We start from the raw sequence: 13,935 nt of genomic DNA, 5'->3' as shown, positions 1-13,935 counted from the left end.
GATTAAGCATGGTACACAGGAGACCCGTGAGAACTGAAATAGTTACTTTCGATGCCCTACTGGGTGGCCAGCAACCGGATGGCGCTGGCGGCCGCGGCGGTGCGGTTTTCCACACCCAGTTTGCGGAATACCTGCTCCAGATGTTTGTTCACGGTTCGCGGGCTCATATCCAGAATCTGGCCGATTTCCCGGTTGGTCTTGCCGTTGGCAATCCACAGCAGCACGTCCGATTCGCGCAGGGTTAATTCAAACCGCTCCCGCAGCGCGGCCGCCGAGCTGTTCTGGTTTTGCGGGGTTTTCAGCCGCAGCAGGTATTCGCGGCCGTCCACCAGGGTCAGGTATTCCAGCGACCGAGGCGTGTCCAGAATGTTCAATGGCAGCTGGTGCCCGGGCTGAAGGTCGTGCCTGAGCCATGCTTCGAGCTGGGCACGGAAGCTGCTGAACTCGGGCGCATTGGCGTCAGGCAGGCAGCGACTGGCCTGGGGCGTGGTCCACAGCAGGTTGCCCTCGCGGTCGACCGCAAACAGGTTCTGGCCGGCGGTATCCAGGGCACTTCGGGCGCTGCGGGCCATGCGGGCGTTGGTCAGGTGGACCTGCATCCGGGCCAGCAGTTCGGTGGTGTTGATGGGTTTGGTGACATAATCGACCCCGCCGGCATTCAGACCCATCACCACGTGCTCGGTGTCGCTCAGGCCGGTCATGAAGATGATCGGGATGTCGGTAAAGGCCGGGTTTTCCTTGAGTCGCCGGCAGGTCTCGAAGCCATCCATCTGGGGCATAACGGCATCCATCAGCACCACATCCGGGGTGATGTTCTGGCTGATGGTGAGCGCCTGGTTACCCTCCAGGGCCACCAGCACGGTCATGCCGGCTTCCTCGAGGGCATCGTTGATCATCCGGATGGAGTCCACCGCGTCATCCACCACCATCACGACGGTTTTCCGGTCGTCAGGAAGTTTCATGGTCGGTCACCTCAAGTCGTTCAAGAATTGTTTCAAACTGGAAATCGTTGGTCAGTTGTTTCAGTGCGTCGACAAACCGGGCCTCGGCGAGACCCTGGCTGCCCAGGTCATGCAGGGCCTCCAGCAGGCCCTTGCGGTGGCCAATCCGGGCCAGATTGGCCAAGTTCAGGCAGTGTTCCCCGGCCGGTAAGGTCAGCGGCACGTCGCCGGCCACCACCGCCGCCGGCAGTGCCTCCTGGTGCGGCAGGTAGCGCCACTCCAGGCCCAGCACCTGAGCAATGGTATCCAGCAGCAGTGCCTGTCGAACCGGTTTAATGATGTAGTCGTCGTGCAGGCGGGGGCAGTCGGCCGCGTGGTGTCCCTCGTTGGCATCGGCCGACACCATCACTACCGGCATCAGCAGTTTCTCGGCGCGTAACTGCTCCAGCACTTGCCAGCCCGTCAGCCCGGGCATGGACACATCCAGCAGCACCAGGTCGGGCTGGTTGGCCCGAACCGTTTTCAGCACCTCGAGCGAGTTGCCCAGATCCTGAATTTCGAACCCCAGCGGCGCCAGCATGGCACGCATGACCTGGCGATGGGACAGGTCATCATCCACCAGAAGTACCTTCCGCCGCGGCCCGTAATAGCCATAGACCCGTCGGGCGGGCGCGGCCAAGGCGCCCGGAGAGGCGTTGTGAAGGCTGGAGAGCATCAGGCTGACTTTGAAGGTACTGCCTTTGCCGGGCTCGCTTGCAACGCTGATGTCACCACCCATGATTTCCGTGAGCAGGCGGGTGATGGTCAGCCCCAGGCCGGTGCCGGAGCGGCTCTGGCCGGGGGTGCGGATGCGCTCGAAGGGCCGGAAAATACGCTCGATGTTGTCCTCGGCGATGCCTTCACCGGTGTCCTGCACGGTGAATTCGGCCACCTGGCTCCGATAGCGCAGGGTCAGGGTAATACTGCCCCGATCGGTGTACTTGATGGCGTTGGACAGCAGGTTGATGAGCACCTGCCGTAACCGCTTTTCGTCGGTGGACACCATCTCCGGCAAGGGGTAGGGGCAGTGGTAGCTGAAGGTCAGGCCTTTCTCTTCGGCCTGCAGGCGGAACATGGTCACCAGTTGTTCCATCAGCAAGCCGATGCGCACCTGGTCCCGGTGCAGATCCAGTCGACCGGCTTCAATCTTGGAGATGTCCAGCAGCCCTTCGATCAGGTCGGCCAGATACTCGCCGCTGCGACGAATCACGCCCAGCGCTTCCTTGCGGTGGCTGGGTATGCTGTCGTCGCCCTCCAGGAGCTGGGCGTAGCCAAGAATGGCATTCAGCGGAGAGCGAAGTTCGTGACTGATGCCGGTCAGATAGCGACTTTTCGCGCCATTTGCCGCTTCAGCCTGTTCCTTGGCCTGTTGCAGTGCCTGGTCCGTGCGTTCGTGGGCGGTGATTTCATCCAGCAACAGACGGGTTTGCCGGTGGGATTCCTCTTCGGCGACCACCCGGCTCTCGTGCGCCAGCACAAACAGCCAGCAGGTGACGCCGGTGACGATCACCAGAATAAAGAACACTTTCCACAGGGTGGCTGACAGCAGCACGGCTTCCGACGCCGAGGCCACCGGGGTTTTGAAATAGATCAGCGACAACAGAAGGCCGGACAAGCCATTGATCACAAACAGCAGCGACAGGAAGTGCCCGAGCCGGGAGTGCAGGCGTTGCAGCCAGCTGGCGGGCATCAGGTAGCCCAGGAACTGCTGAAGTTGTTCGCGGTAACTGCCGCCGGGCTTGCACACATCCCCGCAGCGGGCATCCAGCGAGCAGCACAGGGAACAAATGGTGCCGGCGTAGGCCGGGCAGTGGGTGACATCCTCGGGCTCGAAGGCGTGTTCACAAATTGTGCACTGCTGCAGGGTGTGGTCACTGGCAATGGTGGCCGACGGCCGTGCGGTGTAGAACCGGCCCCCGGTGTGCCAGGCGATGGCCGGGGCGGCGATCAGGGCAACGCCGAGGGCAATGAAGTGGGACAGGGCCTGGGCGTATGCGCCAAACACACCGGTGTGGCAAATCATGCCTGCGAGCGAGGCAATGACCATGGCCCCCACGCCCACCGGGTTGATGTCGTACAGGTGCGCCCGCTTGAATTCGATGTGTTTGGGGCTGAGCCCCAGCGGCTTGTTGATCACCAGATCCGCCACCAGTGCACCCACCCAGGCAATGGCGACAATGCCATAGAAGCCCAGGGTTTCTTCCAGGGCCCGGTAAACCCCCAGTTCCATCACCAGCAACGCGATGGTGACGTTGAAAAACAGCCAGACCACCCGGCCCGGGTGGCTGCGGGTGAGGCGGGAAAAGAAGTTGGACCAGGCAATGGAGCCGGCGTAGGCGTTGGTGACGTTGATCTTGAGCTGGCACAGGATCACGAAAATGCCGGCCACCGCCAGGGACACCTCCGGCGAGTGGGTGATGTAATTGAACGCCACCACGTACATCTGGGTTGGGTCCGCCGCTTCGCTTGCCGACACGCCCTGATTCAGTGCCAGTACGGCCAGGAAAGAGCCCGCCAGTATTTTCAGCATGCCGATCACGATCCAGCCCGGTCCGCCGGACATCACCGCCAGCCACCAGCGGCGTTTCTCTTCCCGGTTCTGCGGCTTGGGGATAAAGCGCAGAAAATCGACCTGCTCGCCAATCTGGGCAATCAGGGAAAAAACCACCGCAGCGGCGGCGCCGAACATCACCACATTGAGGCCTTCGGCACCGGCATTGTTCAGGCCCTGAAACTGCGTCCAGTCGGAAACCGACGAGGTCTCGGCATACAGGATGAAGGCAAAAGGCACCAGTTGCAGCAGAATCCACACCGGCTGGGTCCACACCTGGAACCGGCTGATGGTGGTGATGCCGTGGGTGACCAGCGGAATGATCACCACCGAACAGATCAGGTAGCCGATCACCAGCGGTACCCCGAACAGCATTTCCAGCGCCATCGCCATGATGGCCGCTTCGATGGCGAAGAAGATGAAGGTGAAGGTGGCGTAGATCAGCGAGGTAATGGTGGAGCCGATGTAGCCGAAGCCCGCGCCCCGGGTGAGCAGGTCAATGTCGACGCCGTACTTGGCGGCGTAGTAACTGATGGGCATGGCGGTGAGGAAGATGACCAGGCTGACCACCAGAATGGCGGCGAACGCATTATCAAACCCGTAGTGCAGGGTAATGGCCCCGCCAATGGCTTCCAGCGCCAGGAACGAGATGGCCCCCAGCGCGGTATTGCTCACCCGGGCCGCGGACCAGCGCCGGGCACTCTTGGCGGTAAAGCGCAGGGCGTAATCTTCCAGGGTCTCATTGGCGACCCACTGGTTGTAGCTTCTGCGAACCCGGAAAATGTTCTGTTGTGCAGCCATAACTGCCGTGCCTGTTCCTTGGTGTGCGAGGGCTGCCCCTCCTTGGTGCGGATTATCCGCTCCAGACGCCCTCCGGAAACTCTGCAACAACTTCTGTGCCATGTTCCTGGCGGGCGGACCCGAGGGTCGCGCTTTTAAACGCGCCCTCGTGTTGTAGCGTGCCGGCCAGGGTGGCCGGTATGCGTCAAATGACGTAGGGCGCTGGGGTGATTGGCGAATGGGCACACTTGCGGGGCCTCGACAGAATGCTTGGTGTGGGCGCTGGGCTTTTGGAACCGAAAAGTGCGGCACCGGCAATCAACCATTGCGAGGACTGACCATGGGAAATATAACGACAACCGCCGGAACGCGGTTTTTTGGCAAGGGTAAGGGGCTCCGCAAGAGCCTGACAACACTGGCCGCATCGGTGATGCTGGCCACCACGGTGCATGCGGCACCGCCCACCGAGGAAGTAAACACCACGGGCCTGGCGGTGACTGACGATACCGTTACCGTCGGCATTCTGCATTCCGTCACCGGCACCATGGCGATCAGTGAGACCGGTTCGGTACAGGCGGAAAAACTCGCTATTGAGCAGATCAACGCGTCGGGTGGTGTACTGGGTCGTCAGATCAAGTACGTGCAGGAAGACGGCGCCAGTGACTGGCCGACCTTCGCCGAGAAATCCCGCAAGCTGCTGCGTCAGGACAAGGTCGCTGCGGTGTTCGGGTGCTGGACTTCTGCCTCCCGTAAGGCGGTACTGCCGGTGTTCGAGCAGTACAACGGCATGCTCTACTACCCGACCTTCTATGAAGGTCTGGAAGAGTCTCCCAACGTGATCTACACCGGCCAGGAAGCCACCCAGCAGATCATCGCCGGTATTGACTGGGCGGTGAACGAGAAGGGCGCCGAGTCTTTCTACCTGCTCGGTTCGGACTACATCTGGCCGCGTACCTCCAACAAGATCGCCCGTAAGCACATCGACAAGCTGGGCCTGAAAGTCTCCGGCGAAGAGTACTACCCGCTGGGCCATACCCAGTTCAACTCGGTGATCAACAAGATCAAGCTGAAGAAGCCGGATGTGATCTTCGCCATCGTAGTGGGTGGTTCCAACGTGGCCTTCTACAAGCAGCTGCAGGCCGCCGGTATCGACCCGACCAAGGAAAAGCCACTGGTACTGACCATCTCCGTCACCGAGGATGAAATCCGCGGCATCGGTGGTGAGAACGTCGAAGGCATCTACGCCTCCATGAAGTACTTCCAGTCTCTCGATAACGAGAACAACAAGGCGTTCGTCAAGGCCTTCAAAGAGAAGTACGGCGACGACATGGTGATCGGTGACGTGACCCAGGCCGCCTACCTTGGCCCCTGGCTGTGGAAGGCTGCGGTTGAGAAGGCCGGTTCCTTCGACATCGACAAGATCCGCGAAGTGTCCCCGGGCATCGAGTTCACCGAAGCACCGGAAGGCTACGTGCGCATCCACGAAAACCATCACCTCTGGTCCAAGGGCCGCATTGGTCTGGCGCAAGCCGATGGCCAGTACAAGCTGGTTCATGAGACCGACGACCTGATGGAGCCGGACCCGTTCCCGGAAGGTTACCAGTAAGTTGCACGGGCCGGGGCGTTCGAGCCCCGGCCTGAGCACCGGATTCAACACGGACGGTTTACCACACGGGAGTAAGGGTCATGTTTGACGGTTACACCACCAGCGAATTGATGTCGATTTTTGCCATGCAGGGCTTTGCCGGCCTGTCCCTGTTTTCAGTCTTCGTACTGATGGCGCTCGGCCTGGCGATCATCTTCGGTCAGATGGGGGTGATCAATATGGCCCACGGGGAATTCATGATCCTGGGCGCGTATACCACCTATATCACCTCCAGCCTGTTCCAGAGTTACTTGCCGGGATGGTTTGGTGGCTACTTCTTCGTCGCCATGATTCTGGCCTTCCTGATTTGCGCGGCCCTCGGGATGCTCATCGAGTGGCTGATGATCCGACACCTCTACCACCGCCCCCTGGATACCCTGCTGGCCACCTGGGGCCTGAGCCTGATCATGCAGCAAGCCTATCGCTCCATCTTCGGCGCCCGTGAAGTGGGTGTGGAATTGCCCGAGTGGATGATGGGCGCGATTCAGGTCACTGACCTGGTTGAACTGCCGATCAACGGCTTGCTGGTGATGATCATTGCGCTGTCCATTGCCGTGGCCTTGTACTTCCTGATGTACCGCTCCGGCTACGGCAAGAAAGTGCGCGCGGTGGTACAGAACCGCCCGATGGCCGAAGCGGTGGGCATCAACAGTTCCGCCATTGACCGCATGACCTTCGCGTTGGGCTGCGGTATCGCCGGCGTCGCCGGTAGCGCCTTCACCATGATTGGCTCCACCGGTCCTTCCTCGGGCCAGGCGTACATCGTCGACACCTTCCTGGTGGTGGTCTTCGGCGGTGCCCAGAGCCTGATTGGCACCATCGTGTCTGCGTTCTCCATCTCACAGGCCCAATCCACCATGGAATTCTTCCTCAGCGGCTCAATGGCCAAGGTGCTCACGCTGCTGGTCGTGGTCGGCATCCTGATGCTGCGCCCGGAAGGACTGATGGCCCTCAAGGTGCGCCGATAGGAGGTTTATGACATGAGTACACCGTCTGCACTGAAATGGTTTGGCTCCCGCGAGGGCATCTACTACCTGATCCTGGCGTTGCTGCTGGTGGTGGTTTTGCCCATGGCGCTGGACCCGTTCCGACTCAACCTGGTGGGTAAGTACCTTACCTACGCCTTTGTCGCCATCGGCCTGGTGATGTGCTGGGGTAAAGCCGGCATTCTCAGCCTGGGGCAGGGCATCTTCTTCGGCCTCGGTGGTTACTGCATGGCCATGTTCCTGAAGCTGGAGGCCTCCACGCCGGAGGCCACCGCCATCCAGTCCACCCCGGGCATTCCGGACTTCATGGACTGGAATCAGCTGACCGAGTTGCCCTGGTTCTGGGTGCCTTTTAATAGCTTCGCCTTTGCCCTGTTTGCGGTCATTGCCGTACCCGTGCTGCTGGCGTTCATTATCGGCTTTGCCATGTTCACCCGGCGGGTCGGGGGTGTGTACTTCGCCATCATCACCCAGGCGGTGGCGGCCATCCTGACCATCCTGATCATTGGTCAGCAGGGCTACACCGGCGGTGTAAACGGCATTACCGACCTGCGCACCCTGCTGGGCTGGGACATCCGCACTGACAACGCCAAGATGATTCTGTACTTCGTGTGCGTTGGCCTGCTGTTCCTGTGCCTGTTCGCCGCCAAAGCGGTGCAGTCCAGCAAGCTGGGCCGGATTCTGGTGGCGATGAACGCCCAGGAAACCCGGGTGCGCTTCTCCGGCTACGACGTGGCCGCCTTCAAGATCTTCGTGTTCTGCCTGGCGGCGGCCTTTGCTGGCATTGGCGGCGCCATGTTCACCCTGATCGTGGGCTTTATGTCGCCCTCCTTCGTGGGCATCGTGGCCTCCATTGAAATGGTCATCTTCTGTGCCCTGGGTGGTCGGTTGTCGATCCTCGGTGCGGTGTACGGTGCCCTGCTGGTCAACGCCGCGAAGAGTGGGTTCTCCGAGTCTTTTCCGGAACTCTGGCTGTTTGCCATGGGCGCCCTGTTCATCGGTGTGGTGATGGCCTTCCCGAACGGTCTGGCAGGTCTCTATAAGGACTATGTCATGCCGCTGGAAGAGCGCCTGTTCCGTCGCACGCCCAAGGCTCAGGCTGCCCCGGCTGTCGCCCCTGACGCACCCGCGCAACCGGCACCGGCGCCCAAGAAGCCAGAGCCTGTTGCCGACAGCGCCAAGGCGGACTACGACCCCATGCTTGATCACTACAGCCCGGAGAAATCCTGATGAACGCAGCCAGAAAAAAGCACGAGGACTTCCTGCTGGCGGTTGAAGGGCTCACCGTGTCCTTCGACGGATTCAAGGCAGTAGATGACCTCTCGTTCTACCTCGACCCAAAAGAAATCCGCGTGATCATCGGCCCCAACGGGGCCGGCAAAACCACGGTGCTGGATCTGATCTGCGGCAAAACCAAGTCCACCTCCGGTTCCATCCGCTTCCAGGGCAAGGAGCTGACCAGGCTGAAGGAACACCAGATCGTCCATCAGGGCGTCGGGCGCAAGTTCCAGACCCCGTCGGTGTTCGAAGACCTGACGGTGTTCGAGAACCTGGAGCTGTCTTACCCCAAGGGCCACAGCGTGGTGGGTGCCCTGGCTTTCAAGCGCGACACCGCGGTGTTGGCGGCGGTGCAGGAGGTGGCCGAAACCATCTTCCTGGATGATGCCCTGGATCAGCCCGCGGCCTCCCTCAGTCACGGCCAGAAGCAGTGGCTGGAGATTGGCATGCTGCTGATCCAGAAGCCGGACCTGCTGATGCTGGATGAACCGGTGGCGGGCATGTCGGTGGCGGAGCGCAAGAAGACCGCCGAACTGCTGAAAAAGATCACCAAGGACCACACGGTGCTGGTGATCGAGCACGACATGCAGTTCGTCGGCGACATTGCCGACCGGGTCACAGTGATGCATCAGGGCAAGGTGTTGTCGGAAGGGTCGATCGAGCACGTGAAGAACGACCCGAAAGTCGTCGAAGTCTACTTGGGGCACTGATTATGCTGAGCGTGAAAAATCATTCGGTGGCCTATGGCCAGAGCACCATCATCGAGGGCCTGAACCTGGATGTGGATAAAAATGAAATCGTCGCCGTGGTGGGGCGCAACGGCATGGGCAAATCCACGCTGATGCGCTCCCTGGTGGGCATGACGGCAAGCAAGGGCGGTGAAGTCAGCCTGGACGGCACGGATCTCTCCAAGCTCAAAAGCTTCGAGCGGGTGCGGGCCGGTATCGGCTTTGTGCCCCAGGGGCGGATGATTTTCCCCACCCTGACGGTGAAGGAAAACATCGAAACCGGGCTGGCGGCTTCCGGCGAAAAAACCATTCCCGAGGACCTGTACGAACTCTTCCCGGTGCTGAAGGAAATGCAGCACCGGCGGGGCGGTAACCTGTCCGGCGGGCAGCAGCAACAACTGGCCATCGCCCGGGCCCTGGCTACCAACCCCAAGGTGCTGCTGCTTGATGAACCTACTGAGGGCATCCAGCCCAACATCATCCAGGAGCTGGGCCGGACCCTGAAACGCATCCGGGACGAGCGCAACCTGTCCATCGTGGTGTCCGAACAGGTGCTCAGCTTCGTGATGGATACCGCCGATCGCATCCTGGTGATCGAAAAAGGCGACATCGTGCATGAAGAGAGCCGGCAAGAGGCGGATCAGGAGAAGATCGCCAGTTATCTGGCGGTTTGACCCGCCAAAATCGTCGGCAGCAGTAAACCGGGCCTATCGGCCCGGTTTTTGTCGTGAAGAAAGCCGGTGCTCACTGCGAATGAGCTACGGTCATATCTAATCACGTCGACAGGGAAGGGGAGCACAACAGATCATGAACATCAAAAGGGACCTGCAACTACTGTTGCAAGAAGCCAGGTATCTGCCGTATCTCGGATTATCCAATCCGGGCGATCTGAATGCCGACCGGCCGCGGGATCTGGGGCGGCGAAACCGCACCCAACTTGCCCGGGCCGTGGATATCGCCAAGCTGGTCAGCCTGGGGGACAGCCTGAGCAGTGGCTTGCAGCTTGAGGATGTCTACTACATCAACCACGACCGCCATGCCAATGCCGGGGAAAAATGGATGTTTATCAACGGTATCATGACAGACCGCCATACCGCTTATAACAACGGTGCGGCACTGAATCAGATGCTGGGCCGCCCCATTTATGTCTTTCACAACCCGACCCACGGCATCAGCCGTGACCTCGCCGAGTGTATTTTTGCCCGCACCTTTGACCATTACTCAGCAATTGCCACCAGCATCTTCAGGCATCTCGCGGCTTACCTGAGCGCCGGTGAAAGGGTCCGCATTGTGGCCCACAGTCAGGGCGGCATTATTGCCAGTACGCTTCTGAAACTGATGGCCGACAGAGGTTGGTGTCTTGATCAGGGCGCTCTGGAAATCTTTACGATCGCCGGTGCGCAGGATGAATGGCCGCACATCCCGAACGTGTACGCCGAGCATTTTGCCAACGAGCGCGATTTCGTCGCCCGCATAGGGGTGATTGCTTTTTCGGAGGAAATGCAGAGCCCTGTTCACACCCGGCCTGATGCGACGGGCCACCTGTTAAATGACCATTATCTGGGCGCCCTGGCCCGAGGTGATTATTGTGGTGGCAAAAGTAAACTCTTCGGTTATCTGAACAGAGAATCCCCGGTTGCTGAGAAAGTCGAAACGTTAGTGGGTGTTCCAGAATGTCGACTGGCCGATGCACCCGAGGGAATCGGATCTGAAGACCACAGCCACTTTTTATGAATTTTATCTACGATACCGATGACTCTATTGGCAGTTTCTATGTTGTGCGGCTCTGACCAAAATTTTGGATAGGCTTTTATGAGTTTATAAGCCTTTATATAGTTATCCATAGCTTCTGAATCCTTTCCTAACACAACCTGAATGTCTGCTTTATAAGTAAGATGTTTAGCCAATATTGCTTCGTTTGTTTCTAGTTTTATCGCCTGAGAGATCGAGTTTAGTGCATCAGCACGTTGGAAGTTTGCCCAAAGCGCAATAGCATCCATATGGGCAGACGCAGCCATCCACGATTTAAATTTCTTTATCATCGGGCCTCAGATAATAACGCCGTCATAAGCGACTGCCGAAAGCAACGCGTAGGCAGTCTGGTGGAGGCCACGCTGTCCGTGGCCGCAACAAATTTAATGGCCTTGTTCAATGTTGCATGCCTACTCGATGCAAGCATCTTTCCGATAACTCCACGCTCCACCCATGTCCAAACACTGGTCGATACTGAACCGCTCAGAGATAGAACTCACAAGGAACCAGGTCACGAATGTAACGAACAGCATGGTGATAAAAACGAGGGTGTCACCGAGAACACTGTCGCGATCAACGTTTCTTTGGATGGACTTCGGCATTGCCATGAAGATAACCCGCCGGGCGACGTTCACCAAAGCTAGGAGTATTTCCATGTGTCGCTACAACTCCGGAGGGTAAGTTCCAGAAATTTAACGCTAAACGCACCGGCGGCCATTCTTATGGCCGTCCGAGTGCCGTGACTTGTGATGCATTCAGCCGCCCCATACGAATAATGCTAGCGAAAAACTAAACAGCGCTGACACATGCCATGGCTTCGCCTTTCGTAGTGCGAAGCAGCCCAAAATCGCCCAAGCGACTGGAAAAGCTAAAAACAATATCTTTGCATACCAATCCAACCGTTCGGGATTATTCAAAATGCTAATGTCGATCCACGCTGAACGATCGATTAATCTAGCTATGCACCAACCCAAAATACCAAATGCCCAGGCGACAAAACCGAGCCTAATTCCCTCGCCGATTTTATCGCCAAGATATTGATCCAAAAGCTTTAGCTTATTCATTTCCAGCTTACGCATAATGCCTGCTATAAGAGGCCGAAAAACCGCCAGGTTTTTGAGGTCCAGCCGCCCGCTCCGCGGGCGGCAATACTTGGTGGTCTTGTTATGTGACTTGTTTACTCCGGAGCTTCCCATACTCTTTCTTGGCTACGAAATGACAATAAAAAGCCGAAAATATAGAAATAAAAAACCCGATTAATGGGGCAGCTAAAATGGTCACGAGATTAATTACACCGCACAAAACAAGCCGTTTCTGAAGCACCCTAGACTTGATGAAAACATGCTTTAGCTTCTCGTTTACGTCGATGACTGCGTATGAAAAATAAAGCCCCAGTGGCAATGTGGCCAAGTACCCAACGTGAATACTTAACAACCAAATGGGAACGAATGGGGCAAGAAAAGCCATTATCTCCGTCTGTTGGCTGCCAAAGTTGTCTACCCACTTTTCATTCTCACTCAATTATCTTGTACCTCGCGATTCACATAACGCCTCAAACACCGGCGCAGCTGCGCTGCGCCCGAGTGCTTTGACTTGTTATACGCTGAATATTAAATAGGCTTACCAGTATCTGCCTCACTCCACCAACTCAATATCATTTAGCTGCCAGCTTTTATCGAAGTAAGGCATGCTCGGCCCATAGAAACGGAAATAGCTAAACCAAGTTTGCCCTTCTTTGGTTTGAATCCAGTTATTCTCAAAACCTTCCGGTGCTGCAGGGCCAATGTAAATGGTGGTGCTGCCGTCGTCATTTACAGTTAGCTCATGCAGAGCTGAGTTGATTTCTGCCTGCTTTTTCTCGTTTCTAATCAGGGTACGCGAATGACTGTTGTAAACCGTCATCGCCCAGAATTGATCAGCTGGTACATCTGCCGGTACTACTAACTTATACGTTTTCGCGCCATCAAAGCCCCCACCTTCAGGTGATTCGTACTGCCCTAAATAAGCACTACCTGGGCCAGGCTCAGTCACCTTCATAGCATAGGTGGAACCTAGTGCTTCATGGAAGTAAGAAGCACGCTCAAACATCTGACCATGCGTTTCATCAACTTGATCTGGTGACATCACTATGATTGTAAACCAGCGTTTGTCGTCATAGTAACGAGAACCTTCAAAACGCTTTTGGAAAGTATTGTTAATAGACATCATATAACCAACACGCTCTGCTTCAATCAGTAGTTCTTGTTGCTCTGGTGAAGGATTGAACGGTTTACCTTTCTCTATGCCAAGGTTTTTCAACATGCCATAAAAGAACTGATCTCTGTCAAGCATCTTCTCGCGCTGAATAATCGTATTCAGGTTTTTCCAAAATTCCATACCATGCGGTTGATATAGATTGAAGGCGTCTTTTGGTTTACTTAACTTCTTGCGCCCCGCAAGTTCTGGTTTATTGAATGGGTAAGAATCAAAGCCTGCGGTGACCTTATCGTGCCCAGGCCCGAAAGGTTCCATATTGCGGGTTCCCAACCAGACCACATTGGTTGGACTGCGAACAACGGTATAACTATCGTCATGTTCGGGTACTTCTTGGTCAGGACCAACAATCAGCAACTTGATACCTTTCCCTCTGTCTTTGCCAGCCACGCCAACATCCAACACCGGACGTTGCCAAAAATCACCGACATAACCGGCGGTTTTTCCCGGTGGAATTTCCCAGACAGCCGGCCCTTGGGTCTCGGTGTTAACAAAGGAGATCAAATAAGTCACAGCGGTGTTTGGGGTCAGAATGCCGCCGGCACCATCGTAGCCGGTATAAAGTGAAATCTGTCCATCGAGCTCAGGGTTGGCGCCCATGTCGATATTTGCGTTTTCCCAGCCCTGTAAGCCAACTGCTGGCAAGGACCACAGGTACACCATAACCCCACTGTAATAATCCATTGTGTCAAAAATGCGCTTGGATGATTCAGGCGTCGGCATACCACTGACAAACTCAATATTACTGACGCCATATTTTTCGGCAGATGGCGCGATGTCTTTTGCCTCAGCTTCCTCCTTACAGCCTGCAAGTCCGAGAAAGGCTATTGCGGCCACAAGGCAAGCGGTTTTAATTTTCATAGTTCATCTCCCTGATTGATGATGAGGCGTATGACGTTTGAAGTGTGGCAAGGCGGTGCTAAAGATCCCAGAGCAAAGCGAACTAGCGACGTTGGTCGCCGTTGCCACCACTGACTTGTTA

The 13,935-nt window shown here is 57.1% G+C and carries 10 protein-coding genes; 6 read left to right on the top strand and 4 right to left on the bottom strand.

The window, feature by feature from the left end; genetic code table 11:
- Positions 1-56: 56 nt before the first annotated feature.
- Together LPB19_RS03645 and LPB19_RS03640 are read right to left on the bottom strand one after the other, a co-directional pair.
- Complete coding sequence (locus LPB19_RS03645; protein ID WP_206644762.1) at positions 57-962, bottom strand: response regulator transcription factor; 906 nt, start codon at positions 960-962, stop codon at positions 57-59.
- Positions 949-4,332, bottom strand: coding sequence for a hybrid sensor histidine kinase/response regulator (locus LPB19_RS03640; RefSeq protein WP_206644761.1), 3,384 nt, complete (start codon positions 4,330-4,332; stop codon positions 949-951). Before LPB19_RS03640 ends, LPB19_RS03645 begins: the two co-directional genes overlap by 14 nt.
- 409 nt (positions 4,333-4,741) lie before the next feature.
- Between LPB19_RS03640 and urtA the strand changes: the two genes are divergently transcribed.
- The 6 genes from urtA (at position 4,742) to LPB19_RS03610 (ending at position 10,682) form a co-directional block, all read left to right on the top strand.
- The gene (gene urtA, locus LPB19_RS03635; protein WP_206645673.1) at positions 4,742-5,917 is read left to right on the top strand and encodes an urea ABC transporter substrate-binding protein; all 1,176 of its coding nucleotides are present in this window, start codon (positions 4,742-4,744) and stop codon (positions 5,915-5,917) included.
- An 80-nt stretch (positions 5,918-5,997) separates the two neighbouring features.
- Positions 5,998-6,924 carry an urea ABC transporter permease subunit UrtB gene (gene urtB, locus LPB19_RS03630; RefSeq protein WP_206644760.1) on the top strand — a complete coding sequence of 309 codons (927 nt, stop codon included), beginning with the start codon at positions 5,998-6,000 and terminating at the stop codon, positions 6,922-6,924.
- A gap of 12 nt (positions 6,925-6,936) precedes the next feature.
- A complete protein-coding gene (gene urtC, locus LPB19_RS03625; RefSeq protein ID WP_206644759.1) occupies positions 6,937-8,172 on the top strand; it encodes an urea ABC transporter permease subunit UrtC in 1,236 nt (411 codons plus the stop codon).
- Positions 8,172-8,930, top strand: coding sequence for an urea ABC transporter ATP-binding protein UrtD (gene urtD / locus LPB19_RS03620; RefSeq protein ID WP_206644758.1), 759 nt, complete (start codon positions 8,172-8,174; stop codon positions 8,928-8,930). Before urtC ends, urtD begins: the two co-directional genes overlap by 1 nt.
- A 2-nt stretch (positions 8,931-8,932) precedes the next feature.
- Positions 8,933-9,622, top strand: coding sequence for an urea ABC transporter ATP-binding subunit UrtE (gene urtE, locus LPB19_RS03615; RefSeq protein WP_206644757.1), 690 nt, complete (start codon positions 8,933-8,935; stop codon positions 9,620-9,622).
- Between the two features lie 133 nt (positions 9,623-9,755).
- On the top strand, positions 9,756-10,682 hold the full coding sequence (locus tag LPB19_RS03610) for an alpha/beta fold hydrolase (RefSeq protein WP_206644756.1): 927 nt from the start codon (positions 9,756-9,758) through the stop codon (positions 10,680-10,682).
- Between the two features lie 773 nt (positions 10,683-11,455).
- On the opposite strand, the gene LPB19_RS03605 is transcribed toward LPB19_RS03610, so the two are convergent.
- On the bottom strand, positions 11,456-11,779 hold the full coding sequence (locus LPB19_RS03605) for a hypothetical protein (protein ID WP_206644755.1): 324 nt from the start codon (positions 11,777-11,779) through the stop codon (positions 11,456-11,458).
- Between the two features lie 556 nt (positions 11,780-12,335).
- Positions 12,336-13,814, bottom strand: coding sequence for a DUF1214 domain-containing protein (locus LPB19_RS03600; RefSeq protein WP_206644754.1), 1,479 nt, complete (start codon positions 13,812-13,814; stop codon positions 12,336-12,338).
- Positions 13,815-13,935 lie beyond the last annotated feature (121 nt).

Source organism: Marinobacter salinisoli, from assembly GCF_017301335.1.
GTDB classification, from domain to species: Bacteria; Pseudomonadota; Gammaproteobacteria; order Pseudomonadales; family Oleiphilaceae; genus Marinobacter; species Marinobacter salinisoli.
Note: the sequence above shows the minus strand (reverse complement) of the source record. Positions and strands in the feature narration are given on the sequence as shown.